The organism is Collinsella sp. AF28-5AC (assembly GCF_003457875.1).
GTDB lineage: Bacteria > Actinomycetota > Coriobacteriia > Coriobacteriales > Coriobacteriaceae > Collinsella.
The window spans coordinates 45,303-72,290 of record NZ_QRTA01000007.1 but is presented as its reverse complement, the minus strand read 5'-3'; the positions used below and the strand labels follow the sequence as shown (position 1 = coordinate 72,290).

Below are 26,988 nucleotides of genomic sequence, written 5' to 3'. Positions count from 1 at the left end.
GATATTAATTAGCTTGTTGATATACTTGCTACCATTACATTTAGTTTGCGCTCATGTGAGTTTTGACATTTAAGGATTCCAGCATGACGAGTTTTGTAAGATGTAAACCTGCTTTTCTTACTTTTGCCGGTTTATTTGCAGTCTATTCAGTCTTTTGGTACTTAAATAATCCTAGATTGCTTGTTCTGCTTACAATTGCGATTTCGTTAATTATAATTCTCGCACTCGGCAGCGTATTTGCTAGTGAAAAGGATCGCCTTAAAAATGAGTGGGTATTCTTGGCACTGCTCATATCATTTTTAATCATATTTTGCTTAATTTTTCCTCCGTTCACCGCACCCGATGAGGGTCATCATTATTTTTCGACTTATTGGTTGGTTGATAGCCTTCCATTTAATGCTCATGTGACTAAAGACGGTGCTTTTCTGGTGCGAGATATTGATTACGCGCTGTACAATAGCCGCCAACCGGGCGATGCAATTAATTCAACTTCATTTGATTCTGTTATTAATGGTTTTTCACTATTTGGAAATGGACAGCTGATTCCTTTTAGTGAATTTTCTTTTAGTGTCGGCAGCGAGAATGTTACTGCAAAACTAGGCTCTATTATTGGCTTACAGATTGGGCTGTTCTTTAGGCTTGGAGCTTACCCTGCGTTCTATATGGGTCGAATTGGTTCGGCTCTCGTTTTTTGCTTCTGCGCTTTCCAGGCATATCGAATTGCACCTAAAGGCAAATCGGTCATTGTATTCGTTTCATTGTTGCCCATGACGCTTCATTTGGCCGCTTCATATTCCTATGATTCCGGAATCATAGCTTATTCACTTTTGATATTCGCATGTTTGATGCGCGGTTTTTTTGGCGAACAGCGGTCGATAGGCAATAGAGAAATCGTTATATATTTAATTATTTCGGTTCTTTTGGCTCCTTGCAAGATTATCTATTCAGGGTTGATTTTACTTGGATTGTTCGTCCCTCTTTCGCAGTTCATTGATGAGAAGACCGGGCGTTTTAGCAGGTTCTTGTTGATCTTTTGCGTTATGGTTTCTGTATTGGCCTTACGTTTGGCATCGATGAGCAGCTTGGTTTCTCAGTCTTCAGATTCCTCTCGGGGCCATGAAACGGGGCAGTTATATTCGCTCGGCGATATTCTGCTGCATCCAAAGAATAGTTTCCTTGTTTTTTGTAGAACTCTCGATTCTTTAGGTGATTTCTATTGGGAAACGACTTTGGGCTATTCCCTTGGATGGCTTCAAGAGAACTTGCGTTTCCCTGCATTCTATATGATTCCTTATTTGTTTTTCGGGTTTATTTGCTGCCTTGACTCTAGTGATGAGCCTTCGTTTCTTGCTGCTCCTGTATCCTTTCTCTTCATTTTTGCTTTCCTTTTGGCTGCACTCGGTTCCATTGCGTCGATGTGGTTGGCATGGACTTTCAACTATGAAAATGTAATACAGGGTGTTCAGGGGCGCTATTTTCTTCCAGCTTTACCAGCTTTGTTGTTTGGACTAAGAACACGATTATTTAGGTTCAATTCTTCTTCCATTTCCGTTGTTACTACTGGCGTCTGTGTTATGAACTGCCTATATCTTATTCGTTTTATTAGCGTCGCCTCCTGTTTGTAGATTCATCTCGCACGCAGTTGCTTTGGTAATTTCTTGTAGTTGGGGACTTCATCTCGGGATTGACTAGGCCTGGTCTATCAAAGGCTAATTTAATTTAATAGGAAAAGTGTAGTGATGAGAAATCGTTATTTGAGTTTTATCGGTGTGGCCTGTCTTGTATCAATTTGTTTCACCCCTCTTTTATGCCCTACGATTGCGTTTTCATTACCCGAAGATTGTCCGGTTCTAGGCGCTGATATTTCTACAGATCAATCGGTACAGGACCCAGTTGGGCCATCGGATAGTGATCGGTTGCTTTCGGATTCAGTTAACTTCACAGCGTCTATCGATTTGTCGACATATGAATACACTGGCGATGCGATTACTCCGAGGGTGTCGGTTTTTGCTGCTAGCGGTTTTATGCTTACATGTGGGACTGATTATGAAGTCTTATATGCTAATAATATTGCACCTGGGTGTGCTGCTATAACTGTAAATGGGCTAGGGGACTACGCTGGTGCCACCATCCGGTTGTCGTTCCAGATTGTTCGCTCTTCTGATAACAAAATCGCTCTTCCTGGTTCTTGGGTCTACGAAAACGGTAAATGGTGGTGGAGATATGAGGCCGGTGGTTGGCCGTCAAACTGTTTTCTGACTATTGGGGGAGCCGGATATTATTTTGATTCCGAAGGCTACGCAGCTACTGGCTGGAGATACCTGAGTGATGGATGGCACTTATTCTCTGAATCCTGTGCGCATTTGAAGGGATGGGCTGCCATCGGCGGTCATTGGTTCTTCCTTGACGAAACATCAGGTTCAATGAAGACCGGCTGGGTTTTAGACAATCATAACTGGTACTATTTGGATGGTTCGGGCACTATGCATACTGGCTGGCTGCTCCTTGGCAATACTTGGTATTGGCTTGAGCCTTCCGGATCAATGGCTACGGGCTTTAAGCTTGTAAACGGCAGTTTGTATCATTTCTCTCAATCTGGATCCATGAACACTGGTTGGTTTGTTAACGATGGGACATGGTATTGCGCCAATGCCTCTGGAGCGATTCGTACTGGATGGTTTTACTTTGATTCTAACTGGTATTTGCTTGATTCCAATAATAATGGCGCCATGCTCGAAGGATTTCAGTCTGTAAATGGTAATTGCTACTATCTGGATTCGGATAGTGGCGGCGCATTAGAGTGCAACGCCTGGGTCATCACGCAAGATGGAAACGCATATTATGCGTGTAGCAGTGGTGCAATTGTGTTAACGGGTGTCAAGGACAGCGTGGGCGAAATTAAGCTCAAAGACGCCAAGGGAAAGCCTATAGTAGGCTGGTATTGGTCTTCCGCTGCTCAGACGTGGTTTTACGCAGATCCAGACGGGGTGCTACAGCGCGGTTGGCAATTAATTGGCAAGAAGTGGTATCACCTCGACAACGAATCCGGCGTTATGAATACAGGCTGGTTCCGTGATGATGACGGGCTATGGTATTACCTTATGTCGTCAGGTCAAATGGCAACTGGTTGGAACAGTATCGATAATGGCGAGTATTTCTTTAATGCAGCCGGTGCTTGGATAGAGCCCGAACGTTCTGCTTGTACTTCCTTTCAGTCTCAAATTGTTAGCCGCTGCTACAACGTTCCTTCTCCTGGAGCGGGATTGTGCTCGGAGTGGGTTAGCGAGGTTTTTTATCCCGTGCTAGGGTCTTATCCCAACGGTGACGCATGCGACATGTTTTGGAATTGGTGTCACAGCCGAGATATATCGCAGCTAAAGGTTGGAATGATTGTTGCGGTCCCTACTCATACGCATACTAATGCGGGGGCTCGCTGGGGACACATTGCTATTTACGTCGGTAACGGTATGGTTATGGATAACATCGGCTACATTAGGACGACATCACTGGCCTGGTGGCTGAACTACTACCACACTACCGCTACGCCTCAGTGGGGCTGGGTTTTAAATACGCCATTAGAATAAGATGCTCTCTGACTGTCGAGTGGAGGACAACTTATCACAACAGGGGAATCAAGGGTTACTCCTCGATTCCCCTGTCTAGCTAAGACATACGTTAATTTGCCCTGATTGAATAAGAGAAGAAACGCCAACTTCTTATAAATGATAATAACGATTCGCGGGTTCCCCAACGGTAAAGTTTGGATTCATATAGGGATCGCCTTCGACATAGTAGTTTGCCCAGCGATAATTCATGTACGCAACCTCTTTGTGGAAGCGAATCTGCTTGTCCGTGTTGTTTTCAACGCCTCTGGAAATTGACTCGTAATGATACAGCTCGACTTCGGGCGTGTATACAATCAGATCGTTAATCTCGCGAAGCTTTAGGCAATAGTCAACATCATTAAATGCGACTTGAAGCTCTTCGGTGAAACCTCCGACTTTTTCGTATTCGCTTCGTTTGGTCATAATGCAAGCCGCCGTGACGGCGCAGAAGTCTTGCTGCGCATCGTTGAGTGCAAAATAGCCCCAGTTGTCTTTTGGCATGCTTTGACAGAGATGTCCTGCCACGCCGCCCGTGACGCATAGGCCAGCGTGTTGAATGGTGTTGTCGGGATAGTAGAGTTTTGCACCAACTGCGCCAACATCCTCGCGTGCGCAGATGCCAAGCATAGTTTCAATCCAAGTGGGCGTAATCACTTCAGTGTCGTTATTCAGCAGCAAGAGATAATTACCCTTGGCATGGGACACTCCAAAGTTCATGAGCTTGGAGAAATTGAATTCGTGTTCCCAAGTTACAAGACGAACGATGTCAGGATATTTTGCTTGCAACTTATCGTAATAATCGAACGTCGCCTTTTCTGTGCTGTTGTTTTCGATTATGACAAGCTCGTAATTGTCGTACGTTGATTTCTCAACAATTGACTTAATGCAGTTGTCCAGAATGTCGGCGTGGTCTTTAGTCGGAATGATAATCGACACGAGTGGATGGGAATCTGGCACAGCGTAGGTTACTTTATATGTAAAGGGACGACGCGCTTGTTCGACCTTCGCATTGAGCCCAAGCCTGTCCAAATGACTCTGGACCGCTTTGATACCTGCGATAGTGGCATACGGCTTGCTATCGGCATTTGCTGCGGTGGAGGTCTCGCTTAGGCGCCAGTGATATAGAACCTTTGCAACATGATGAACTTTCCTTGCCTTTTCCACGGCGCGGAGAGTCAGATTATGATCCTGTGCTCCATCGAACTCTTTCGTGTTCGGTTCTAGAGTGTCAAGCAGAGACTTACGGATGGTAAGCATATGGCAGATATAGTTATTGTTTCTGAGCAGATCGATATTGAAATCCGGCTTAAAGAACGGCTGCGCTAGCTTTCCATCGGGCATGAGTTTATCTTCATCACAATAAAGAAGATCGACGTCATTATTGTTTTCAATTGCCTCGGCATATGAGAACAGCAAGTCCGGTTCAAGAATGTCGTCATGGTCAAAGAAACAGACGAAATCACCCGAAGCGATGGCAACGCCGGCGTTTGTATTTTCGGAAATGCCCTTATTCTCGGTAAGGTTAATTGATTTAATTTTGTTGTCGTGGGCCGTCTCCTGCTCAACGCGTGCCTTCAGTTCCTGATTGTCAGGACTTGCATTAACTAGGATGAGCTCCCAGTTTGCATAAGACTGGCTTTTTACGGATTCGGCCATATCGTTAAAGAATGAAATGGGTGTGTTGTAAAGAGGGACAATGATGCTGAACTTCGGAGCGCAGTCGAAGGCGATTTTTCTCTGCTTCTCCAAAGCGCCGATGGTTGCCTTATGCTCCGTGAACCATTCGGGGTATTCGGGGTCAAACTGCGCATGGGTAAAGAGAAAGTTGGTCTCCTCAAGAAGCAAGCCTAATTTATCGGGCGTTAAGCAGTCAAATGCACTGAATGATGGGTGATTTTGATCGTCAATAACAAAGTAGTAACGATCGAACGCCTTTGGCATGCGAATCGAGAGCTGCGTTTCAAGTTGCTTTTTCTCGGACGTAAATCCAACGCTTGTTACATTCGAACCGAAATTGACGATGCTCAAATCAACTTCATTGAGGGCTCGATCGAGGCAACGCAGTTTGATTTTGGAGTCGTTACGATAAGGTGTTCTCACCGTGCACCTAAGGATATAGTCGCTTGAATCTTCGATGCACTGCCAAAAATCAATCGTTGCCATGTCAAACTCTGAAACGTCATCGTAGTTTCGGAGTTTGCTGCACATGTCAGGTTTAATTTTGTAGTTAAGGCGCGACTCCCATTTGATGTTCTTGCAATTTAGCGAAAGGGAGTCGCTGCTCAGGGTGCGACCGTCTTGGCCAATTTCGCTAAACTCAATTTTGATTGCGCGAGCATCGGGATCGGGGATTACAAGGACGTATGAGTTCGAATCACAGCTATTGTCCCGGAATTTTAGGAGGGATAAAGGCAAGCAGCGGTTATCGTCTGTAGCCGCCTGGGCTGTTACGCTGGAGCCTTTATGGATGCCTTCAATCTTAAGCTGCTGGTAGATTTTCCAGTTTCCTCTGCATACTCCGGTTGTTTCGACTCGCATTGTTTGCCTTTCGTTTGTTGGACACTGCTCATTGTACTTATTCACTTCATGTCTCGCTATAAATGCAGAGAGGAGTTCCGTGATTTCTGGCATTCTTAGATGTGTCGCTATGAGTTCGTCAGACGCTCCGTTCCGCTGTGTTAACATCGAAGAGGACATCTACGTACATCACGCTTTCTGTCGCTGTTGAGGTTCAGGTTATGGTCCTCGTGGCGCTCTGCTTCCTAGTCGTTGCTCATTTCGGGTCCATTGACTTCAAGGGGGTTATTATGAAAGTTGTCTTGTTTGTTGGAGGGGCTGCAAGGGTCCTAGGCGGGGGCTGCGCCCAACGAACGGATTGACGTGACGTGCGAGGTGTGTCCTAGGCCCGGGGGTTCGAATCCCCCGGCCCCCTCCGTAAAGAAAGAACCGCCATTGGGGCGACCCTTATCTCCTGGGGTGGCCGATTCGGCCGCCGCCACTCTTTTCCAGGTCTGCGGACCTGTGTTCGTCCCGGAACGGGAACAGGCTCCTCGCTCGAGCACTCGACCCCGACCTCGTCTAAATGGACGCTTTCGATGGGGAAGACGCTTGCTCTCCTCTGTGCCGAACCCATGAGGTCGATTGCCTCTTGTGTCCCTTTTGGTAACCTGCTTCCGCGCTGGTCTGCGCTATCGCAGCCCAAGGTTTTCCACCCTATGGCCCACGGCGGTTACGGATACGTCCAGTACGCCCCGTCCGCCATCTCACCGATGCTACAATTGTCCGCCCAGAGTCTCGCTACGACCTGTGCCGGCATGAGGGGCGCGGCGGCAAACGAGTTCGCCCATATCTCCTCGGGGTCGGTCCTTCGAGACGAGAGGGCGTCCCTTCGCTCAATTATCCCAGCAACCTCCCCGTCTCCTAGGTTTTGGTACGAGTGGATGTAGTGTCCGAGCGCGTGCGCGAGCGTGAACCTGGCGCGTACACTCGGGGCTTTCGAGTCTATGACGGCGCAGAACGGCTCATGCGGGGTGTTTCGAACGAGAAGGCCGCCGACGCCCTCGTCAAGGTCGAGGCGCATGAAGGTGACGTCGAGCTTCTGTGCGATGAGCTCGACGTCGATGGAGATGCTTATCATCCCGTCTTTGATGAGGGTCCGTACGAGTATGTCGTGCGCGGCCTGGTCAGGCCCACTGGATGTATCAATGACCTCTATGCAATCCAAGGCGCTCGGCTCTCTCCGTCCTTCTTTTGTGCAGCTTCGCGGCCCGCGTGCCCTCTCGCGTATACTTGAATCAACTGTGAACGCCCAACTCTGGAGGCCAACCTATGAAGGGTATTATCCTCGCGGGCGGCTCGGGCACGCGCCTGTACCCGCTCACGCTCGTCACCAGTAAGCAGCTGCTGCCGGTCTACGACAAGCCCATGATCTACTACCCTCTGTCCACCCTCATGCTGGCGGGCATCAAGGACATCCTGGTCATCTCCACGCCGACCGACCTGCCCAACTTCCAGCGCCTGCTGGGCGACGGCTCCCGCTTCGGCGTGAACCTCTCCTACGCCGAGCAGCCCTCGCCGGACGGCCTGGCGCAGGCCTTCACCATCGGCGAGGACTTCATCGCCGGCGAGCCGTGCGCCCTGGTGCTCGGCGACAACATCTTCTACGGCAACGGCCTGTCGCGCCACCTGACGCGCGCCGTCCAGAACGCCGAGTCGGGCCGCGCCACGGTCTTCGGCTACCACGTGGACGACCCCGAGCGCTTCGGCGTGGTGGAGTTCGACCGCGAGGGGAGGGCCGTCTCCATCGAGGAGAAGCCCGTCGAGCCCAAGAGCTCCTACGCCGTCACCGGACTCTACTTCTACCCGGGCGACGTGGCCGCCAAGGCCCACGAGGTGAAACCGTCGGCCCGCGGCGAGCTGGAGATCACCACGCTCAACCAGATGTACCTGGAGGAGGGGACGCTGTCCGTCGTGACACTCGGCCGCGGCTACGCGTGGCTGGACACCGGCACCATGGAGAGCCTCCACGAGGCCGCGGAGTTCGTCCGCGCCGTCGAGCACTCCCAGGACCTGCCGGTCTCGGTCCCCGAAGAGATCGCGTGGGAGAACGGCTGGATCACCACCGCCGAGCTCGAGGAGGCCGCCAAGGCCTACGGCAAGTCGGTCTACGGCCAGCACCTGAAGAAGGTCGCCGCCGGCGAGATCGTCAACAGCCCGCGCGAGTACTAGCGCCGTCTTACTTTCTTTTAGGGGTCACCGTTTATCTGGTGGCCCCTTTCGTTATGATTACGTTGACCGCAAAGACAATATGATTGGGAGTGGATGTGTTAAGCGTCTACTTTGGCGATATGCCAGAAGCGATTTACAACACAGCGACATATTTCAAAAACTCTTACCGGTCTTCTTGGATCACGGACCCCTATGCGGTTTCGATCATTAAAGATGTCGATCGATCGGATGTTGTCTCCGAAAATGCCATTGAAAGCCCCGTTCTTGGGCCTATTTCGCCACTCCAGCTATCCCGCGGCGTGAAAACGTTGCTGCTTATGAGGTTCGATCGAAAGCATATCTATAATGCTTCGACCTGTGGCGATAACTGCGCCAAGTGGATTCTTGACATGGCGAAAGACCGCAAGCTCGTTGTGAACCTTTACCATGTGATGGACTTTGGTCGCGAGGTTTTTAAAATTAAAGTCCTGAACAGTGGCAATATCGCTCATAACTTGGGTGAGTTAATTCACGAGTCGATTCCGTATCTGTAGGTGCTGCTTGATTATGGAAGCTATATTAAGGCGAGACGGATTGTCTCTTGAGCTCCTTTCCTCGCTATCCTATAAAAGTGAGCTGGGCATTTCGCTTAAGAAGAATCTTCACTATTTCAATCGCGATGAGCTGCTGGATGAATTGAATCGTGTCCGTAAATGGTATACATCCCTGGGCGTTCTTGCTGACCTGCCCGTCGACTATCGAATTAAAAGTGCTCAGTCGATTTCATTTAAATATGATCGCTATTACCCCGATCACCAAGTTCGAAAAGTATTTAATGACCTGCTTGGCTTTCGTTCGATGGTTGATTCCTACGATGACATTCTCGGGGCTGAGGAGGCATGCCTAAAGGTCGTTGATTTGTCTTGTGGCAAGTCTGTCGACGATGGCTACAGGGGCGTTCACGTGTATTTCACCCGCAAGCCTGGGTACTACCCAGTGGAGATTCAGTACAATACGTATTACGATAGGCAGATTAATAACTGGCTTCATAAACATGTCTATAAACGTTTCGATAATCCCGATATTGGATTCGAGCTTCGTTTGGCATACGAAAGAGGCTATATCCATAGTGAGGATGATTTTGTTAGGAGGTTAGACGATGTGTTATCTGGTTGCTAAGTGGTTTTCGAAAGAGGGCTCGCTTGCGCTGAGTGCAAAGCCTGGACAGGATCTGATTGACTTCATTGATAAGGTTGAGGCACGGTTCGGTTCCTCCGATCTCCAGTTAGTTACAATTAGTCGTCCCTCTGCATATGGCGAATATGAGCCTTATGAGTTTGTTGACTCGGAAAACGAATTAATCGATAAGCTGGAAAAGCAAGCTGCTGCGTAAACATGTAATGAGGAGTTTCATGTCTGAGATTTTTGAACCTAAGAACATCATCGTCACGGGCGGCTGCGGCTTCATCGGCAGCAACTTCGTGCACTATGTCGTCAACAATCACCCGGACGTCCACGTCACCGTCCTGGACAAGCTGACCTACGCCGGCAACCCCGAGAACATCGCCGGGCTGCCGGCCGACCGCGTGGAGCTCGTCGTGGGCGACATCTGCGACGCAGGGCTGCTGGACCGCATCGTCCCCGGCCACGACGCCATCGTGCACTACGCCGCCGAGTCCCACAACGACAACTCCATCGCCGACCCGGAGCCGTTCCTGCGCACCAACGTCGAGGGCACCTTCCGCCTGCTGGAGGCCGTCCGCAAATATGGCATCCGCTACCACCACGTCTCCACCGACGAGGTCTACGGCGACCTGGCGCTCGACGACCCGGCCAAGTTCACCGAGGAGACGCCCTACAAGCCGTCCTCTCCGTACAGCTCGACCAAGGCCAGCTCCGACATGCTCGTGCGCGCCTGGACCCGTACCTACGGCCTGCGCACCACGATCTCCAACTGCTCCAACAACTACGGCCCCTACCAGCACGTGGAGAAGTTCATCCCGCGCCAGATTACGAACATCATCGACGGCGTGCGCCCCAAGCTCTACGGCCGCGGCGAGAACGTCCGCGACTGGATCCACACCGAGGACCATTCCTCGGCCGTCTGGGACATCCTCACGAAGGGCGAGATGGGGGAGACCTACCTCATCGGCGCGGACGGGGAGAAGAACAACATCACGGTCCTGCGCATGATCCTGGAGGCGATGGGCCGCGACCCCGAGGACTTCGACTGGGTCGCCGACCGCCCCGGCCACGACCGCCGCTACGCCATCGACTCGACGAAGCTCCAGCGCGAGCTGGGCTGGAGGCCGGCGCACACCGACTTCGCCGAGGGCCTGAAGCAGACCATCGACTGGTACGTCGAGAACGAGTCCTGGTGGCGCCCGGCCAAGGAGGCCACCGAGGCGCGCTACCGCGCACAGGGCCAGTAAGACCGCATCCCGGAGAACCGCGCCGCGGGGCGCCGCGCGGGGCCGCAGGGCATGGGGATGATCCTGCGTCCCCGCGCGGGCGCCCCCCGGTTTACCAACCTCTTCGATAGGAGCTTTTCCCACATGGCAGACATCGCATTCGAGAAGGACCTCTCCGTCGCCGAGACCGGCATCGAGGGCCTCAAGGTCGTCGACCTCGCCGTCCACGGCGACTCGCGCGGCTGGTTCAAGGAGAACTGGCAGCGCGCCAAGATGTGCGCCCTGGGCATCCCGGACCTCAGGGTCGTCCAGAACAACATCTCCTACAACGACAGCCGCGGCGTCACGCGCGGCATCCACGCCGAGCCCTGGGACAAGTTCATCTCCGTGGCCCGCGGCTCGGTCTTCGGCGCATGGGTGGACCTGCGCGAGGGCAGCGCCACCTACGGGAAGGTATTCACCTGCACCCTGGACCCGAGCAAGGCCATCTACGTCCCTCGCGGCGTGGGCAACTCCTTCCAGGCCCTGGAGGACGGCACCGCCTACACCTACCTGGTGGACGCCCACTGGTCGCTCGAGCTCAAGAGGACGTACACCTTCGTGAACCTCGCCGACCCCGAGCTCGCCATCGAGTGGCCGATCCCGCTGGATCAAGCCACCGTCTCCGAGGCGGACCTGAACCACCCGATGCTGAAGGACGTCGTCCCCATGGCGCCGAAGCGCACGCTCGTCACCGGCTGCGACGGCCAGCTGGGCCATGCGGTCCGCGCGCTCGCCGGGGAGCGCGGCACCGCCAAGGACTTCGACTTCTGCGACATCGACACCTTCGACATGTCCGACCCCGACGCCTACGCGCAGTACGACTGGTCGCTCTACGGCACCGTGATCAACTGCGGCGCCTACACGGCCGTTGATAAAGCGGAGACCCCCGAGGGCCGTGTGACCGCCTGGAAGGCCAACGCCACCGGGCCGGCCCTTCTCGCCCGCACCTGCGCCGAGCACGGGATCACGCTCGTGCACGTGTCCTCCGACTACGTCTTCGACGGCACCGCCGAGGTGCACGACGAGGACGAGCCCTTCAGCCCGCTGTCCGTCTACGGCCAGACCAAGGCCGCCGGCGACATCGCCGTGGCCGGGTGCCCGCGCCACTACATCATGCGCTCCAGCTGGGTCATCGGCGAGGGGCACAACTTCGTCAAGACCATGAAAATGCTTTCCGACCGCGTAGCCGACCCCGAGGACGGGCTCGAGCAGGTCACCGTGGTCGACGACCAGCTGGGCCGCCTGACCTTCACGCGCGACATGGCCGAGGCCATCTTCCACGTGCTGGACTCGAAGGCCCCCTACGGCACCTATAACTGTACCGGCTCCGGCGCCGTGAAGTCCTGGGCGGACATCGCCCGCGCCGTCTTCGAGGCCGCCAACGGCAACGGCGAGAAGGTCGAGCCGGTGTCGACCGCCGACTACTACGCCGGCGCCGCCGGTCCCGTCGCCCCGCGCCCGGTCCACTCCGCGCTCGACCTTTCCAGGCTCGAGTCGGCCGGCTTCCACATGCCCGACTGGGAGGAAGAGCTGGGGGAGTACCTCAAGACGCTCTAGCTGCTATTAACTTTTCGAGAGCAAAAGCCGCCGCTTGTTAACGGTGGCTTTTCTTGTTGGTGGCTATCTGCGCAGTGGTGCCAATAGTATTCTGCGGAAGATCTACCTCTCGCTTGTCTCGGTGGCGGACTTGCCGGGCTGGTCATCGTAGGCGTATTTGCTGTACACGTTGACCTCCCACTGCTTTTTTTCGACCTTTGCCACAGAATCCAGGATGAATCCGGTTGCAAGGCTCAGACCACAGAGGAACATAAACGATGCAGCAAGCATGGCAGTGGGGAAACGCGGGACCAGGCCGGTCTGAAAGTACTCAACAAAGATAGGAATGCCCAAAACCAGGCCGATAATCGCGAATAGAAGCGCGACGAGGCTGAAGAGCTTCAGCGGGCGGTAGTCCTTGAACAGCGTGCCGATCATCGCAACGACTTTAATGCCGTCGCTCACGGTATTGAGCTTGGACTCGGAACCCTCGGGACGGTCGCGGTACTCGATGGGCACATCTTTGATGCGCCAGCGGTGGTCGACGGCGTGGATCGAGAGCTCGGTTTCGATCTGAAAGCCCTCGGAAAGCACTGGGAAGGTTTTAACGAACGGGCGGCTCATGGCGCGGTAGCCTGTCATGACGTCATCGAAGCTGTAGCCATAGATCCACTTGATCATGGCGCGGACCAGATTATTGCCAAAGCCGTGGAAGGCACGCTTGTTCTCCTCGGCGTAGGTGCCGTTGGAAAGGCGATCGCCTACGGTCATGTCGGCCGTGCCGTTAAGGATGGGCTCGCAGAGGGCCTTGGCCGCCTCGGCGGGGTAGGTGTCGTCTCCGTCGACCATCAGGTAGCAATCGGCGTCGATATCGCGAAACATCTGGCGGCACACGTTGCCCTTTCCCTGACGGGGCTCAAAGCGGACTGTGGCGCCGTGCTCGGTGGCAATGCGTGAGGTATCGTCCGACGAGTTGTTGTCATAGACATAGACCGTCGCCTGCGGAAGCTCGCGGTGAAAGTCGTCGATGACTTTGCCGATCGTGAGCGCTTCGTTGTAGCAAGGGATGATGACGGCGATGGATTCAGAATTCACTTAATGCTCCTTATACATTCAATCCTAGAAAGTATAGCCGTTTGGGCCTGGCATCCTAAGATGTGGGTTAGTTCTCCAGTTTTGTTGCGCGAATCGTTTGCATGGCCGTCGGGTCTATACTGTTCGTTTGTCAACGATTACGAGTAAAGGAGTTGCATCCGTGTCGGATCAGACAAAGCAACAAGAAACTCGCAGTCTGCCTGCGACGTTTGCTAAGAACGAATTTGAGAAGGACGCGTTTATCCTTCGTCAGCTGGTTACCAAGGATTTTAAGATCAAGTATCGCCGTAGCGTTCTGGGCGTCGCATGGTCGGTGCTCAACCCGCTGCTGATGATGATCGTCATGGCCATCGTGTTCTCGACGATTTTTGGCCAGGGCCGCAATGGCTCAATGACGCCCGAGATGTACCCGCTGTACTTGATCGTGGGTAACATCACCTTTGCCGTCATGTCTGAGTCTACTAACCAGGCCCTGACGTCGATCGTGGGCGCTGCCCCTCTGCTCAAGAAGGTTAAGGTGCACCGCTGGGTTTTCCCGGTGCAGAAGGTGCTCTTCTCGCTGGTCAACTTTGCCTTCTCGCTGGTCGCCGTCGCCATCGTCATGCTGTGGTTCCGCGTTATGCCTTCTTGGCACCTGATTCTGTTGCCGGTTTGCCTGCTGCTGCTTATGTGCTTCTGCATGGGCCTGGGCATGATGCTCTCTGCCCTTACGGTCTTCTTCCGCGACGTTATGCATCTGTGGAGCGTCGTCATTACGGCGTGGACTTACATTACGCCCATCTTCTGGACGACTGACTATATTGCGCAAATGCCGCATCTCGTGCGTATCTTGATGTATGCGAACCCCATGTTCAACTACCTGCAGTTTATGCGCGATATCTTCCTGTTCCAGACTACGCCCTCGCTTATGACGTTTGGTATGTGCGTCGCTTGGGCGGTTCTTGCGCTTATTATTGGCTATACCGTGTTCCATAAGTCCGAGCGCAAGTTTATCCTCTACATCTAAGGAGTGCTGTGATGACTGAATCTGTTGTTGATTACAGCGAGCAGCCTCTGGCTGTCGAGGTCGACGACGTCACCATGATCTTTAACATGGCGTCCGAGTCGCTGACCAACCTCAAGGAGTACTTCATTAAGCTTGCCAAGCACGAGCTGTTCTTTGAGGAGTTTAGGGCACTTAAGCACATCTCGTTCGATATTCATCGCGGCGAAGTTGTCGGTCTGGTTGGCACCAATGGTTCCGGTAAGTCTACGATGCTCAAGATTATCGCTGGCGTGCTTGAGCCTAGCGAGGGCAGCGTTAAGGTCCATGGCAACATCGCACCGCTGATTGAGCTCGGCGCCGGCTTTGATCCTGAGCTGACGGCCCGCGAGAACATCTATCTGAATGGCGCCCTGCTCGGCTATACCAAGGAGTTCATCGACGCCAACTTTGACGGCATAATCGAGTTCGCTGAGCTTCAGAACTTTGTCGACATGCCGCTTAAGAACTTCTCCTCGGGCATGGTTGCGCGTATCGCCTTTGCAATCGCGACGATTACCGAGCCCGATATTTTGATCGTTGACGAGACGCTGTCCGTCGGTGACGTGTTCTTCCAGCAGAAGTGCGAGGACCGTATCCAGCACTTTATCCAGAGCGGCGACGTGACGGTTCTGTTCGTTTCGCACTCCATGGAGCAGGTTGAGCGCATCTGCCAGCGTGCCGTTTGGATCGAGAAGGGTGACCTTCGCATGGACGGCCCGGTCGATGAGGTCTGTAAGGCGTACCGCGAGCAGTTCAACTAGGTTATAATTACTTGCGCCTGACAGGCTTGCGCTTGCTTGGGCGTGCGGTTATTTGCTCCATTAGCTCAGTTGGATAGAGCAGGGGACTTCTAATCCCAAGGTCGACGGTTCGAATCCGCCATGGAGCACCATCGTTTATTAAGCCCGGACCGCTTGATGGTCTGGGCTTTTTTGTCTTGTATGCTGCTGGAGCCGAGCGCGAGCAAGCCGCTACTGTTCGTTGGGGTTGGCATTTTACTTTTCGAGACGTTCCCTCAACAGCTCCATCGCGTGAGCGTAGCCTTGGAGGCCTTCGCCGGTGATGGTGGCGAAGCAGGCCAAGCGGGCGTAGCTCACCTGGCGGAAGTCCTCGCGCGTCTCTACGGCGCTGATGTGTACCTCGACGGCAGGGATGGCGACGGCCTTGAGGGCGTCGAGGATCGCCACGCTCGTATGCGTGTATGCCGCCGGGTTGATGACGATGCCGTCGACCTTGCCGTAGGCCTCCTGGATCTTGTCGACGATGCTGCCCTCGTGGTTGGACTGGAAAACCTCGACCTCGTCGAAGCCCTGTGCGGCGCCTGCTTCCTGGCAGATCTGCACTAAGCGGTCGTAGTTGTCGCTGCCATAGATGCCCGGCTCGCGAATGCCGAGCATGTTGAGGTTGGGGCCGTTGATGACGAGTGCTTTCATGGTTGCTTCCTTTGCGATTGGAAAACCACCACAAAGGCGCCTGTCCCCTTTGTGGTGGTTTTGGTTAGAGAGCGGGTGGGAGGGTGTCGAGGAGGGCTTGGGCGGTGTTGGCGGCGCAATCGCGCGAGTCGATGAGGTAGTCGGCCCAGGCGCGGTAGCGCGGCATGCGCTGCTCGGCCAGCTTGTCGATGCCATCGCGGGCGGTGATGGGGCGACCCTTGTGGGCGAGCTCGTCGAGCTTGCGGTTGAGCATCACAATCTGGCTGTTCTGGTGCAGCAGCGGGTAGTTCTCGTCGCGCGTGACCACGCCGCCGCCGGTGGAAAGCACCAGGCCGCTGCGCTTGGAGATGTCGGCCAGCGCCGCCGTCTCCTGTTCGCGGAACGCCGCCTCGCCGCGCTCGACGATAAAGTCGGCGCAGGGCATGCCCAGGCGCTCCTCGAGGGCGCGATCCAGATCGATGTGCTTTCGCCCCGTGAGCAGGGCAATCTGCTCGCCCACACGGGTCTTGCCCGAGCCCGGCATGCCGATCAGCGCGATGTTCTGTTCGCGGCGTGACAGGCGCTCCGTTACGTCCAGAATGCGCTCGCGCGGAGTGACCTGGCCGGTGTAGCGCTCAACGGCTTGCGCCGCCTGGGCCACGAGCATGAGCAGACCGCCGATGCAGGGGATGTCGCGGTGCTCGGCCTCGAGCATGAGTCCCGTGCGAGCGGGGTTGTAGACAATGTCGATAACGCCCTCGAGCGCATTGAACCCCTCGAGTGTGCAGGGGGCGTCGGGACAGTGGGGGAACATGCCGGCGGGCGTGCAGTTGACGAGCAGTGCGGCGTCGGACTGCTGCGCGATGTTGTCGTAGTTGACTTCGCTCGTGCGGCCGACCGGCACGACGATGGCGCCCAGGTCGCCGAGCACCATGCTGGCAGTGGTGCCGGCGCCACCGGTGGCACCGAGCACGAGGGCCTTCTTGCCGGCGACCTCAACGCCCAGCTCCTCGACTAGGCACTGAAAGCCGAAGTAGTCGGTGTTGTCGCCGCGCAGGCGGCCGTCGGGCAGGCGCGTGATGGTGTTGACGTTTCCCATACGCTCGGCGAGTGGACTCAGCTCGTCCAGGTATTCCATGACGGCGCGCTTGTAGGGGATGGTCACGTTGGTGCCCTCCCATTCGTCACCCGTCATAAAAGCCTGGAGGTCCTCGGGCTCGCGCTCAAATCGTACGTACTCGAGCCCCGCGAGCTCCTTGTAGATGGTCGGGGTGTAGCTGTGGCCCAGCACGCGGCCCAGCACGCCGTAGGGGCGGGTTGCGGCGACATCGGTCATCTAGAGCACCTCCGTGTAACTGCCAAAGTAGGTGAAGCTCTCGCACACGTCATCGATGGAGTCGAGCAAGTCGTCGAGGGCCTTGCTGCTAAAGGGGCAGTCCAGGTCAAAGTAGAACATAAACTCAAAGTCGTGCCCGGGGATGGGGCGGCTCTCGAGCTTGATGAGGTTGATATTGAGCGCGTAGAAGCGCTCGAGTACGCGATAGAGTGCGCCCGGCTCGTTGGCCGTGGTAATCATGAGCGAGGTGCGGTTGGCGCCGGGGTAGACGCGTGGCTCGCGGCTGATGACGACAAAGCGCGTGTAGTTGTTGTCCGAGTCCTGGATGTTGGGCTCCAGTACCTCCAAGCCGTAGAGTGCGGCGCAGCTGCGCGATGCGATCGCGGCAACATCGGTGCGTTCGGAGCTGGCGACCATCTCGGCCGACATGGCCGTGTTGGGGTACTTGGTGGCGTGCAGGTCGTGCGCCTCGATAAAGCCGGCGCATTGGGCAATGGCCTGGCCGTGGCTGTAGACCTCGTGCACGTCCGCAAGCTTGGCGCCGGGCTTGACGAGCAAGTTGTGGTCGATTTTGAGGCGAAGCGAGCGCACGATGTGGAAGTCGAACTGCGCGAGCAGGTCGTAGACGGCGTTGACTGAGCCGGCGGTGGAGTTCTCGATGGGCAGCACGCCAAACTCGCAGAAGCCGTCGCGCACGGCGCGCATAACGCCCTCGAAGGTCTCGAAAAACGCGATGTCGGGCACATCGAAGAGTTTGCACGCGGCGATTTGACTGTAAGCGCCCTCAACACCCTGGCAGGCAACGGTGGCCGTCTGGGGGAAGGGCGTATCGAAGGCCTCGGCCGTGGCGTGTGCCCTTTGCGAGACCGTGATGCCCTTGAGCTCGTTGATATAGCGCTGCTGCTCGGCCTTGCTCATGCTCATGAGGAGACGGAACAGGGTGATGGTCTGCGCCTCGTAGCGCTCGGGCGCGCGGCTGGCAAGGTTGTTGAGCTTGGAGCGCTCACGGGCGGGGTCGAAGACGGCCTTGCCCATCTCGATTTTTGACTTGGCGACCTCGGTGGCAATGTCCATGCGCTCGACAAAGCTGTTGAGGAGCGTGGTGTCGATGCCATCGATGGCCTGGCGGATGTCAGCAAGGTCCATGGAGACCCCTTTCACGTGTCGGGGGATGTTGAGGGGTGGGTAGTTAGCGCTGAGCGGCGTCTTCGAGGAGGGCGTCCCAGATGGCAAGGGCGGCGGCTGCCTCGGCTACGGGGACAGCTCGGGGGACGATGCAGGGATCGTGGCGGCCGTGGACCGAGAGCTCGGCATTTTCCATAGCGTCCATGTCCACCGTCTGCTGCTCGCGGCCAATCGAGGGCGTTGGCTTTACGGCCATGCGCCACATGACGGGCGCGCCGGTCGAAATGCCGCCCAGGATGCCGCCGGCGTTGTTGGACTCGACCTCGATCTTGCCGGTCTCGGCATCTATGCGATACGGATCGTTATTCTCGCTGCCGCGCATGGCGGCGACGGCAAAGCCCATGCCAAACTCCACGCCCTTTACGGCGGGAATGCCAAACGCGATTTGCGCGATGCGGTTCTCGATACCGTCGAACATGGGGTCGCCGATGCCTGCGGGAAGCCCGTAAATTCCGCACTCCACGATGCCGCCGATGCTGTCGAGTTCGTCGCGCGCGGCTAGGATCTCCTCACGCATGCGGCCGGCTGCGGCGGCGTCAATGCACGGCAGATCGTTCGTAAGGATCGCCTTGCGGTCGGCCTCGCGATAGACCATATCGTCCATCGGCAGGTCGGAGATGCCGCCGATCTGCGCCACATGCGCCATCACTTTAATGCCGCAGGCCTCGAGTGCCTGCAGCGCAATGCCGCCGGCGATGCACAGGGGTGCCGTTAGGCGGCCGGAGAAATGCCCGCCGCCGGCGACATCGTGCATGTTGTGATACTTCACGCGTGCAGGGAAGTCCGCATGTCCCGGACGGGGCTTGCGGCGCAGCTCGGAGTAATCCTTGGAGCGCGTGTTGGTGTTCTCGATAATCGCGGCAATGGGCGCGCCGGTGGTGTGCCCATCGACCACGCCGGCGATGATTTGGGCGGCGTCGGCCTCGCGGCGCTTGGTCGCGGTCTCGTCGCGACCGGGGGCGCGACGGTTCAAAAAGGCCTGCAGCGCTTCTTGGTCAACGGCGATGCCCGCCGGAATGCCATCGAGGGAGCAGCCGATGGCGGGGGAGTGCGACTGGCCGAAGATGCTTAAGTGCAAGACGTTGCCAAAGGTCGAGGACATGCTATTCCTCCTCGAGCGTGACCTTGCCGCCCAGCAGGCGGTAGTGGTCGAAGAAATCGGGATAGGACTTGTTGACGGCCTCGGCGCCGTGGATCACGACCTCGCCGGTGGCGCGGCTCGCGGCGATAGCGGCCATCATGGCGATGCGATGGTCGTTGTGCGAATCGACCTCGCCGCCGGTGAAGGCGTCGACGCCCTTGATGATGAGATCGTCGCCGGCAATACGCACCTGCGCGCCCAGCGCGCAGAGCTCGCGGGTGGTGGTGGCCAGACGGTCGGATTCCTTGATGCGCAGACGGGCGCAATCGCGAATAAAGGTGCGGCCCTGTGCCAACGAGGCCACGGCCGAGATGACGGGCACCAGGTCCGGAATGTCGTGGGCACTCATCTCAAAGCCGGCGAGCTTGTCGGACTGCACGGTGGCGGCGTTGGTGGAGCGCACGATGCGGGCGCCAAAGCGCGAAAGCGCGGCAAGCACGTTACGGTCGCCCTGTGCGGAGCTTAGCGACACGCCCTCGACGGTGATGGGGTCGGTGCCGATGGCACCGGCGCACAGCCAAAAGGCGGCGTTGGACCAGTCGCCCTCGACAGCAACGCTGCCGGGCGTGCGGTACGAGCCGCTGCTCACGCGGAAGTTCGTGACCTCGGGCTGGCCGTCCTTGGCCGGAATACGCTCGACGTTGACCTCGACGCCAAAGGCCTTCATGGCCTGGATCGTCAGGTTGATGTAGGGACGGCTCTCAATGAGGCCGCATACCTGCACGCAGGAGGGCTGGGCCAGCAGTGGGGCTGCCAGCAGCAGGCCCGAGATGTACTGCGAGCTCACGTTGCCCGGAAGCACAAAGGTGCCCGGGCGCATGCGGCCGCTCGTCTTGAGCGGAAAACCGCCCAGACCCTGTAGGTCGCAGCCGGCGGCGATGATCTCGTCCGAGAGCGGGGAGAGCGGGCGGGCGCCCAGGCGGCCCTGGCCTACGAAGGTGGCATCCGCACCCAGCGCGCAGGCGACAGGCAGCATAAAGCGCAGCGTGGAGCCACTTTCACCGCAGTCAAGCGTGCCGCCGGCAAGGGCCTTGAGCAGGCCAAACTCAACACTCTTCATGGTGGGGTGGACCTGGAAGCCGTCCTCGACGGTCTCGATGCGAGCACCCAGTGCCGTAAGGCAGCGCACCGTGGCCTCGATGTCGGCGCAGGTGGTGTTGCAGGTGACGTGCGTCTCGCCGTTGGCAAGCGCAGCGCAGATGATGAGGCGATGCGCCATCGACTTGGACGCGATGGCGGGAACGGTGCCCTTGAGCGGGGACGGGGTGATGCGGGCTAGCATGCGGATGCGTCTCCCTTCTGGCCGAGGCCCTCGGCAATGAGTTCGTGGAAAGTGGAAAGTGGCGTGCGGTCGATGCTGCAGCGGCCAATGCCGTGCGGAATCACCAGGTCGATGGTGTCGCCCGCGCGCTTCTTGTCGTGGAGCGCTTCGGCAAAGACGGCATCGGCATCTAGGCCGCAGCGGGTCTTGAGGCCATGGCGGGCGCAGAGCTCCTCAATACGACCGGGCAGCGCAGCATCGCAGACGCCGTGCAGGGCCGCGGCGCGCGTGATGATACCCATGCCGATCGACACGCAGTTGCCGTGTCCGAGCTCAAAGTGCTCGCAGGCTTCGACGGCGTGTCCGGCGCTGTGTCCAAAGTTGAGGAGCTTACGCTGGTTAGTCTCGCGCTCGTCGGCGACGACCACGGCGCGCTTGATGTCGATGTTGCGGGCGATGATGAGTGCTACGCGGGCCACATCGTGGTTGAGCAGCTCCAGCGTGAGCGGGGTCTTCTCCAGCTCGGCGAAAAGCTCCGGATCGGCAATCACGGCGTGCTTGACGACCTCGCCGCAGCCGTCAGCGAACTGCTCGGGCGTGAGGGTGGCCAGGCACCCCACGTCGGCAATGACCACGCTCGGCTGCCAAAAGGCGCCGGCCAAGTTCTTGCCGGCAGCCAGGTCGATGGCGGTCTTGCCGCCCACAGACGAATCCACCATGGCGAGCAGGCTCGTCGGGATCTGCACAAACTTGCAGCCGCGCATGTAGGTGGCGGCCACAAAGCCCGCCACGTCGCCCACGACACCACCGCCGAGTGCCACGATCACGTCGGAGCGCGAAAGCTCGTGCTCGGCCACAAACTCCAAAATGGCAACATAGGTTTCGGCGCGCTTATGGGCCTCGCCGGCCTCGAAGGTGCAGATGCTCACCTCGTAGCCTGACGCCTCCAGGCTCTGCTTAACGGGCATCTGGTAGAGCGGGCCCACGTTGGTGTCCGTCACGATGACGGCCTTGGTGCCGCCGGCAGTGGCGCGCACGAGCGGTCCCGCCTGCTCCAGCAAAAACGTGCCAACATGCACCTGGTAGGGGCGTGCGGTGTCGATATCGATGGTAATCGCCATAAGCTTCGGTCCTTTCGACCTGGCGTGATAGGTGGTCTAGTGGGAGGCCTCGTCGTCGAGTGCGCGCTTAATTCGGTCGCCCTCGGCAAGGAGATTCTCCAGATAGCGCTGGTCGCGGTCTTTAAGGGCGCGGCTGTAGGCGCCGAGCGATTCGATCAGATGGTCGATCTCGAAGGCGAGCGCATTGGCGTCGTCGATCATGAGCTCGGACCACATCTGCGGATTGAGGTGCGCCACGCGGGTGAGGTCGCGGTAGCTGCCGGCCGAAAAGCCGTGGTGGACCTGAGCGGTCGGGCTCTTAACATAGGCGTTGGAGACGACGTGCGCGAGCTGGCTCGTAAAGGCGATGACGCGGTCGTGCTCGGCGGCGCTGGTCACGCTGAACTTGCCAAAGCCCAAGGGGCGTACCATCTCGCGCACCTGGCCCAAAAGCTCCAGTTTGAGCGCATCGTCCACCGCGGGCGGTACGAGCACGAGCGGGGCGCCCTGGAACAGGTCGGCGCGGGAGTGCGCATAGCCCGAGTACTGCGTGCCCGCCATGGGGTGCGCGCCCACAAAGTAAAAGCCGTGCTCGCGGGCAAGCTCAAAGGCGCGCTCGCACACGATGCCCTTGACGCCCACCGTGTCGATCACCACGGGGCCCATGATGGCCTCGGTGTCGGTGGCGTCGGCGAGCGCCTGGGCGTGCGCCTCGAGCCACTCGATGCATGCCTCGGGATAGCAGGCAAGGACGATGATGTCGCATTCGCCGAGCGTCTTGTCGTTGAGCTCGCCGGCAACGGTGCCCATGCTGGCAGCCGTCATGACATCGTCATCGGGATCCCAGGCCAGCACGCGGACGCCCGCCTGCGCATAGCCGCGGGCAAAGCTGCCGCCGATGAGGCCAAGGCCGACGATGCCGGCGCACTTGGGGCCGCCCTGGTTGACGCGCGCGTTTCTCACTGTACCCATGGGCTACTCCATGGTCTCTTGGCAGACGACCTCGCGGATGGCTCGGATGCGGCGCATGGTGTCGTCGAACTGATCGGGGGTGAGGGCCTGGGCGCCGTCGGACCAGGCGCGGCTCGGCTCGTCGTGGACCTCGATCTCCAGGCCGTTGGCGCCGCAGGCGGTCGCGGCAAGCGCCATGGGCTCAACGTAGCGGGTGTAGCCGGTGGCGTGGCTGGGGTCGGCGACGACGGGCAGGTGCGACAGGTGGTGCAGCACCGGCACGGCGTTGAGGTCGAATGTGTTGCGAGTACGGGTCTCGAAGGTGCGGATGCCGCGCTCGCACAGGATGACGTTGTCGTTGCCCTCGCTCATGATGTACTCGGCGGCCATGAGCAGCTCATCGATCGTGCCGGACATGCCGCGCTTAAGCAAGATCGGAGTCTTGGTCTTGCCGACCTCTTTGAGCAGAGGGAAGTTCTGGGCGTTGCGGGCGCCGATCTGCATGACGTCGATTTTCTTGTCCAGGAAGACCTGCACGTCGCGCGGGTCCATGATCTCGGTGACGATCGGCATGTCGAGCTCGGCAGACGCCTCGCACAGCAGGTCCAGACCGGCGGGGCCCATGCCCTGGTAGGCGTACGGGGAAGTGCGGGGCTTGTAGGCACCGCCGCGCAGCATCGTGGCACCGGCGGCCTTCACGCGGCGGGCGATGCGGATGAGGTTCTCGCCCTCGACGGAGCACGGGCCGGCGATGACCTGGAACTGATCGCCGCCGATCTTGACGCCGTGGCCGCAGTCGATGACGGAGTCCTCGGGGTGGAACTTGCGGTTGGCGCGCTTGAACGGCTCGGAGACGCGCTGCACGCGCTCGACGACATCCATGGACTCGAGCAGGAACGGGTCGATCTTGGTCGTATCGCCCACCAGGCCGATGATCGTCTCATTCTCGCCGCGCGAGACATCGGTCTTCAGGCCCTTTTTCTCAATCCAGCTGACGATATGGCTGACGGCCTCGTCGCTGGCGCTCTCTTTTAAAATTGCAATCATGGTGTGCCTCTCACCTCGATGGATAACCCTTGCAAAAACGGCCCGCATCGCGAGCCGTGTACATATGGTGCATGAGAGTTTATACTATCCGACTCGCTTTTGCCTTCTAAAGTGGGCCGTTGAGCCGCGTCTTCCTCGGAATTGCAAAGCTTTTTCTTTTATTTTGATAGCCCGTGGTGCACTTGGGTATAATGCCAAACGTTGGCCCTATTAGCTCAGGGGATTAGAGCGTCTGCCTCCGGAGCAGAAGGCCGTTGGTTCGAATCCAACATGGGGCACCATCGAACGTGAGACCGTCCGAACCTCGCATGGTCCGGGCGGTTTTTCTTATACCGACGCGACGTGATGGGACGTGGTATGGCAGCAACGGATATCGAGCGCGGACTCTCGACCGCCGAGGTCGAGGAGCGCATCGCCGCCGGTAAGATCAACCGCAACATGGAGCTCAAGACCAAGTCGGTCAAAGAGCTCATCATCGAGAACCTCTGCACGCTGTTCAATTTGATCAACGTGATCTTGGCGTTCCTGGTCATTTTGACCGGTTCGTTTAAGAATTTGACGTTCCTGTTCGTGGTGTTCCTCAATACCGCTATTGGCGTCATTCAGGCCATGCGTTCCAAGAAGATGGTCGATAAGCTCACGCTGCTGACCTCCAAGAAGGCCATCGCGGTGCGTGACGGCTCCGAGGTGGAGCTCGACCTGGACCAGATCGTGCTCGACGACATCATCCGCCTGGGGCGCGGCGACCAGATTCCCGCTGACGCCGTGGTGGTTTCGGGCGAGGCGCTCGTGAACGAGAGTCTGCTGACGGGCGAGAGCGACCTTATTAAGAAACAGCCCGGTTCCGAGCTCATGAGCGGCAGCTTTATCGACTCGGGCCTGCTGCGCGCCCGCGTGATCCATGTCGGCGCCGACAACTACGTGGCCAAAATTAATAACGAGGCCAAGTACGTCAAAAAGGTCAATTCCGAGATCATGAACGCGCTTAACGCCATCGTGCGCTTTGCGAGCATCATCATGATCCCGCTCGGTTTGGCGTTGTTTGCCTCGAGTGTGAGCGAGCTGTGGGATGCCGCGGGAACCCCGGGCGATAGCGCGCTTTCGTGGTGCTTCTCCGAGCTGCTGGCCGGCCGCGTGCCCTCGTCGGCGCTGCTGTCCACGGTGGGCGCCCTGCTGGGCATGATCCCGCAAGGCCTGGTGCTTCTGACCTCGTCGGTGCTCGCCATCGCCACGGTGCGCTTGGCCCGCCGCAAGGTGCTGGCGCAGCAGCTTTACTGCATCGAGACGCTCGCTCGCGTCGACGTGCTGTGCCTGGACAAGACGGGCACCATCACGTCGGGTCGCATGGAGGTCGAGGGTACGTATCCGCTGCCGGTCGAGGGTATGGGTGCGGGGGAGGGCGACGCCGCCGTTCCCGTCGATACCACGGTGCTCGATTTTGCGCTGGCTAACGTGGCGCGTGCGACCTCGGCCGATGCCAACGAGACCTGTCAGGCGCTGCTCAACTATTACGCCGACCGTCCGGTCGAGGTGTCCGAGCCGCTGTCGGTCATTCCGTTCTCGTCTTCCAAAAAGTGGAGCGGCGCGTCGTTTGCACAGGGCTCCTATGTGATGGGTGCGGCGCAGTTTGTGCTCTCTGATCGTGCGTTTGCCCAGGTCGAGAACCGTGTCGCCGAGCTTGCCGATACCTGCCGCGTGCTCGTGGTGGCGCGCGTGGACGGCTTTACGCCCGATGGCGAAATGGTGGGCGAGGCCGAGCCCGTGGGCTTTGTGACCATCCGCGACGAGATTCGTACCTCGGCGGCCGAGACCATCGGCTACTTTAACGAGCAGGGCGTGACGCTCAACGTGATCAGTGGCGACGACCCGCGTACGGTGTCGTCGATCGCGCGCGTGGTGGGCGTGCCGGGGGCGGACGCTTATGTGGACGCCACGACGCTCGATACGCCGGCCAAGCTCGATGCCGCAGTGGACCGCTACCATGTCTTTGGTCGTGTGACCCCGCAGCAGAAGCGCGAGCTCGTGCAGGCGCTCAAGCGCCGCGAGCACACCGTGGCCATGACAGGCGACGGCGTCAACGACGTGCTGGCGCTCAAGGAGGCCGACTGCTCCGTGGCCATGGCGGCCGGCTCCGATGCCGCGCGTAACGTGGCCGAGATCGTGCTCGTCGACAACGACTTTGCCTCGATGCCCGCCGTGGTGGCCGAGGGCCGTCGCTCCATCAACAACCTGCAGCGTTCGGCTTCGCTGTTCCTGACTAAGACGCTGTTCTCGATGGGCCTGGCGGCGCTGTGCATCGCGCTGCCGCCGTACCCTTTCGAGCCGATTCAGATGACGCTCATCAACTTCTTCTGCATCGGCGCGCCGGGCTTTGTGTTGGGCCTGGAGCCCAACAATGCTCGCGTGAAGGGGTCGTTCCTGACGAACGTGCTCAAGCGGGCACTGCCGGCGTCGATTGCGGTCATTTTGGCCGCGGCGCTCGATATCTTTGTGGCGCGCGTGTTTGGCTTTAGCCAGCTCACGCTGTCTACGATGTGCCTGCTTTCGTCGTGCGCGGCGAGCGTCAGCCTGATCTGGCGCATCTCGCAGCCTCTCACGCCCTTACGTGTGGTGCTCTTCGTGTTTGTTGTCGCCGGCATCCTGGTGGGCGTTATCGGATTCCCGGAGCTGCTGTCTATTGCCAACCTGTCGATGGGCCAGATGGTAATCTTGGCTGTCATCGTGGTCTTTACCTGCTCGGTGTTCTTTAAGCTCGCCACGATGATGGATTCGCTCAAGCCGCGTCGTCGTCATGCCGCAACTGGTTTTGGCCGCGGTGTGCGCGTCCACCTGGGTCGCGGTGGCGGCAAGGTGAGCTCGACGGGTTCGACGGCCGAGCGTTTTGCCAAGCGCGTCGCCGCCGACATGGCGCAGCGCCGCGAAGATCGCACCGCTCGCGAGGCCGAGGCCCGCGCACTCGAGGGCGTGGCCCAGGCCCAGCCCAAGAAAAAGAAGGGTAGCGGAGCCAAGCGCTCTCGCGTAACCAAGTCCGCCCAAGGCATCAAAGTCTCGATGCCGAGCAAAAAGAAGAAGTAACTACGCGCCCTGGCGATGTTGAATTGGTGCCTTGCTCCTGTAGGGCCGTGGCGATGTTAT

General features: G+C 57.9%; 22 protein-coding genes and 2 tRNA genes. 13 read left to right on the top strand and 11 right to left on the bottom strand.

Annotated elements, in window-relative coordinates; genetic code table 11:
• Positions 1-83: 83 nt before the first annotated feature.
• A complete protein-coding gene (locus DWZ01_RS06345; protein WP_117848403.1) occupies positions 84-1,625 on the top strand; it encodes a DUF2142 domain-containing protein in 1,542 nt (513 codons plus the stop codon).
• 114 nt (positions 1,626-1,739) lie between these two features.
• Complete coding sequence (locus tag DWZ01_RS06340) at positions 1,740-3,584, top strand: N-acetylmuramoyl-L-alanine amidase family protein (protein WP_117848402.1); 1,845 nt, start codon at positions 1,740-1,742, stop codon at positions 3,582-3,584.
• 132 nt (positions 3,585-3,716) lie between these two features.
• On the opposite strand, the gene DWZ01_RS06335 is transcribed toward DWZ01_RS06340, so the two are convergent.
• On the bottom strand, positions 3,717-6,143 hold the full coding sequence (locus tag DWZ01_RS06335; protein ID WP_199412403.1) for a glycosyltransferase: 2,427 nt from the start codon (positions 6,141-6,143) through the stop codon (positions 3,717-3,719).
• A 691-nt stretch (positions 6,144-6,834) separates the two neighbouring features.
• Entirely contained in the window at positions 6,835-7,329 is a 495-nt protein-coding gene (locus DWZ01_RS06330; protein ID WP_117848400.1) for an ImmA/IrrE family metallo-endopeptidase, read from the bottom strand.
• Between the two features lie 104 nt (positions 7,330-7,433).
• On the opposite strand from DWZ01_RS06330, the gene rfbA reads away from it, so the two are divergent.
• The 6 genes from rfbA (at position 7,434) to DWZ01_RS06300 (ending at position 12,322) form a co-directional block, all read left to right on the top strand.
• Complete coding sequence (gene rfbA / locus DWZ01_RS06325; protein WP_117848399.1) at positions 7,434-8,333, top strand: glucose-1-phosphate thymidylyltransferase RfbA; 900 nt, start codon at positions 7,434-7,436, stop codon at positions 8,331-8,333.
• Between the two features lie 95 nt (positions 8,334-8,428).
• Entirely contained in the window at positions 8,429-8,866 is a 438-nt protein-coding gene (locus DWZ01_RS06320; protein WP_117848398.1) for a DUF4869 domain-containing protein, read from the top strand.
• 40 nt (positions 8,867-8,906) lie between these two features.
• A complete protein-coding gene (locus DWZ01_RS06315; RefSeq protein WP_199412402.1) occupies positions 8,907-9,491 on the top strand; it encodes a hypothetical protein in 585 nt (194 codons plus the stop codon).
• Complete coding sequence (locus tag DWZ01_RS06310) at positions 9,472-9,705, top strand: DUF6718 family protein (RefSeq protein ID WP_117848397.1); 234 nt, start codon at positions 9,472-9,474, stop codon at positions 9,703-9,705. The genes DWZ01_RS06315 and DWZ01_RS06310 overlap by 20 nt, the downstream gene beginning before the upstream one ends.
• 19 nt (positions 9,706-9,724) lie before the next feature.
• Positions 9,725-10,744, top strand: coding sequence for a dTDP-glucose 4,6-dehydratase (gene rfbB, locus DWZ01_RS06305; RefSeq protein WP_199412401.1), 1,020 nt, complete (start codon positions 9,725-9,727; stop codon positions 10,742-10,744).
• A gap of 123 nt (positions 10,745-10,867) precedes the next feature.
• Positions 10,868-12,322: a bifunctional dTDP-4-dehydrorhamnose 3,5-epimerase family protein/NAD(P)-dependent oxidoreductase gene (locus tag DWZ01_RS06300; RefSeq protein ID WP_117848395.1), complete on the top strand. Its 1,455-nt coding sequence runs from the start codon at positions 10,868-10,870 to the stop codon at positions 12,320-12,322.
• Positions 12,323-12,424: 102 nt separating this feature from the next.
• On the opposite strand, the gene DWZ01_RS06295 is transcribed toward DWZ01_RS06300, so the two are convergent.
• Positions 12,425-13,396, bottom strand: coding sequence for a glycosyltransferase family 2 protein (locus DWZ01_RS06295; RefSeq protein WP_117848394.1), 972 nt, complete (start codon positions 13,394-13,396; stop codon positions 12,425-12,427).
• A 160-nt stretch (positions 13,397-13,556) separates the two neighbouring features.
• On the opposite strand from DWZ01_RS06295, the gene DWZ01_RS06290 reads away from it, so the two are divergent.
• The 3 genes from DWZ01_RS06290 to DWZ01_RS06280 all read left to right on the top strand — a co-directional run bounded on the left by DWZ01_RS06290 (position 13,557) and on the right by DWZ01_RS06280 (position 15,312).
• Entirely contained in the window at positions 13,557-14,402 is an 846-nt protein-coding gene (locus tag DWZ01_RS06290) for an ABC transporter permease (protein ID WP_022094778.1), read from the top strand.
• An 11-nt stretch (positions 14,403-14,413) separates the two neighbouring features.
• Complete coding sequence (locus DWZ01_RS06285; protein WP_022094777.1) at positions 14,414-15,181, top strand: ABC transporter ATP-binding protein; 768 nt, start codon at positions 14,414-14,416, stop codon at positions 15,179-15,181.
• A 54-nt stretch (positions 15,182-15,235) separates the two neighbouring features.
• A tRNA-Arg gene (locus DWZ01_RS06280) sits at positions 15,236-15,312 on the top strand.
• A 103-nt stretch (positions 15,313-15,415) separates the two neighbouring features.
• Here the strand turns inward: DWZ01_RS06280 and aroQ are convergent.
• The 8 genes from aroQ to aroF form a co-directional block, all read right to left on the bottom strand.
• Positions 15,416-15,853 carry a type II 3-dehydroquinate dehydratase gene (gene aroQ, locus DWZ01_RS06275; RefSeq protein ID WP_117848393.1) on the bottom strand — a complete coding sequence of 146 codons (438 nt, stop codon included), beginning with the start codon at positions 15,851-15,853 and terminating at the stop codon, positions 15,416-15,418.
• Positions 15,854-15,917: 64 nt separating this feature from the next.
• Positions 15,918-17,168: a shikimate kinase gene (locus tag DWZ01_RS06270; RefSeq protein WP_117848392.1), complete on the bottom strand. Its 1,251-nt coding sequence runs from the start codon at positions 17,166-17,168 to the stop codon at positions 15,918-15,920.
• Complete coding sequence (gene pheA / locus DWZ01_RS06265; RefSeq protein ID WP_117848391.1) at positions 17,169-18,314, bottom strand: prephenate dehydratase; 1,146 nt, start codon at positions 18,312-18,314, stop codon at positions 17,169-17,171. It lies immediately after the preceding gene.
• Between the two features lie 43 nt (positions 18,315-18,357).
• Positions 18,358-19,455: a chorismate synthase gene (aroC, locus tag DWZ01_RS06260; protein ID WP_117848390.1), complete on the bottom strand. Its 1,098-nt coding sequence runs from the start codon at positions 19,453-19,455 to the stop codon at positions 18,358-18,360.
• 1 nt (position 19,456) lies between these two features.
• A complete protein-coding gene (gene aroA / locus DWZ01_RS06255; RefSeq protein ID WP_117848389.1) occupies positions 19,457-20,776 on the bottom strand; it encodes a 3-phosphoshikimate 1-carboxyvinyltransferase in 1,320 nt (439 codons plus the stop codon).
• Positions 20,770-21,876, bottom strand: coding sequence for a 3-dehydroquinate synthase (gene aroB, locus DWZ01_RS06250; protein WP_117786072.1), 1,107 nt, complete (start codon positions 21,874-21,876; stop codon positions 20,770-20,772). Before aroB ends, aroA begins: the two co-directional genes overlap by 7 nt.
• 36 nt (positions 21,877-21,912) lie before the next feature.
• Positions 21,913-22,827 carry a prephenate dehydrogenase/arogenate dehydrogenase family protein gene (locus DWZ01_RS06245; RefSeq protein WP_117766673.1) on the bottom strand — a complete coding sequence of 305 codons (915 nt, stop codon included), beginning with the start codon at positions 22,825-22,827 and terminating at the stop codon, positions 21,913-21,915.
• Between the two features lie 3 nt (positions 22,828-22,830).
• Complete coding sequence (aroF, locus tag DWZ01_RS06240; RefSeq protein WP_117786071.1) at positions 22,831-23,853, bottom strand: 3-deoxy-7-phosphoheptulonate synthase; 1,023 nt, start codon at positions 23,851-23,853, stop codon at positions 22,831-22,833.
• A gap of 204 nt (positions 23,854-24,057) precedes the next feature.
• Between aroF and DWZ01_RS06235 the strand changes: the two genes are divergently transcribed.
• Together DWZ01_RS06235 and DWZ01_RS06230 are read left to right on the top strand one after the other, a co-directional pair.
• Positions 24,058-24,134, top strand: a tRNA-Arg gene (locus tag DWZ01_RS06235).
• Between the two features lie 76 nt (positions 24,135-24,210).
• Positions 24,211-26,928: an HAD-IC family P-type ATPase gene (locus tag DWZ01_RS06230; RefSeq protein ID WP_117786070.1), complete on the top strand. Its 2,718-nt coding sequence runs from the start codon at positions 24,211-24,213 to the stop codon at positions 26,926-26,928.
• Positions 26,929-26,988 lie beyond the last annotated feature (60 nt).

Coding starts and splice junctions, on each gene's coding strand:
- DWZ01_RS06270 (WP_117848392.1), bottom strand. CDS start 17,168: ATGACCGATGTCGCCGCAACCCGCCCCTACGGCGTGCTGGGCCGCGTG.
- rfbB (WP_199412401.1), top strand. CDS start 9,725: ATGTCTGAGATTTTTGAACCTAAGAACATCATCGTCACGGGCGGCTGC.
- aroQ (WP_117848393.1), bottom strand. CDS start 15,853: ATGAAAGCACTCGTCATCAACGGCCCCAACCTCAACATGCTCGGCATT.
- DWZ01_RS06310 (WP_117848397.1), top strand. CDS start 9,472: ATGTGTTATCTGGTTGCTAAGTGGTTTTCGAAAGAGGGCTCGCTTGCG.
- DWZ01_RS06245 (WP_117766673.1), bottom strand. CDS start 22,827: ATGGGTACAGTGAGAAACGCGCGCGTCAACCAGGGCGGCCCCAAGTGC.
- rfbA (WP_117848399.1), top strand. CDS start 7,434: ATGAAGGGTATTATCCTCGCGGGCGGCTCGGGCACGCGCCTGTACCCG.
- aroA (WP_117848389.1), bottom strand. CDS start 20,776: ATGCTAGCCCGCATCACCCCGTCCCCGCTCAAGGGCACCGTTCCCGCC.
- DWZ01_RS06335 (WP_199412403.1), bottom strand. CDS start 6,143: ATGCGAGTCGAAACAACCGGAGTATGCAGAGGAAACTGGAAAATCTAC.
- DWZ01_RS06345 (WP_117848403.1), top strand. CDS start 84: ATGACGAGTTTTGTAAGATGTAAACCTGCTTTTCTTACTTTTGCCGGT.
- aroB (WP_117786072.1), bottom strand. CDS start 21,876: ATGGCGATTACCATCGATATCGACACCGCACGCCCCTACCAGGTGCAT.
- DWZ01_RS06300 (WP_117848395.1), top strand. CDS start 10,868: ATGGCAGACATCGCATTCGAGAAGGACCTCTCCGTCGCCGAGACCGGC.
- DWZ01_RS06230 (WP_117786070.1), top strand. CDS start 24,211: ATGGCAGCAACGGATATCGAGCGCGGACTCTCGACCGCCGAGGTCGAG.
- aroF (WP_117786071.1), bottom strand. CDS start 23,853: ATGATTGCAATTTTAAAAGAGAGCGCCAGCGACGAGGCCGTCAGCCAT.
- pheA (WP_117848391.1), bottom strand. CDS start 18,314: ATGGACCTTGCTGACATCCGCCAGGCCATCGATGGCATCGACACCACG.
- DWZ01_RS06285 (WP_022094777.1), top strand. CDS start 14,414: ATGACTGAATCTGTTGTTGATTACAGCGAGCAGCCTCTGGCTGTCGAG.
- aroC (WP_117848390.1), bottom strand. CDS start 19,455: ATGTCCTCGACCTTTGGCAACGTCTTGCACTTAAGCATCTTCGGCCAG.
- DWZ01_RS06340 (WP_117848402.1), top strand. CDS start 1,740: ATGAGAAATCGTTATTTGAGTTTTATCGGTGTGGCCTGTCTTGTATCA.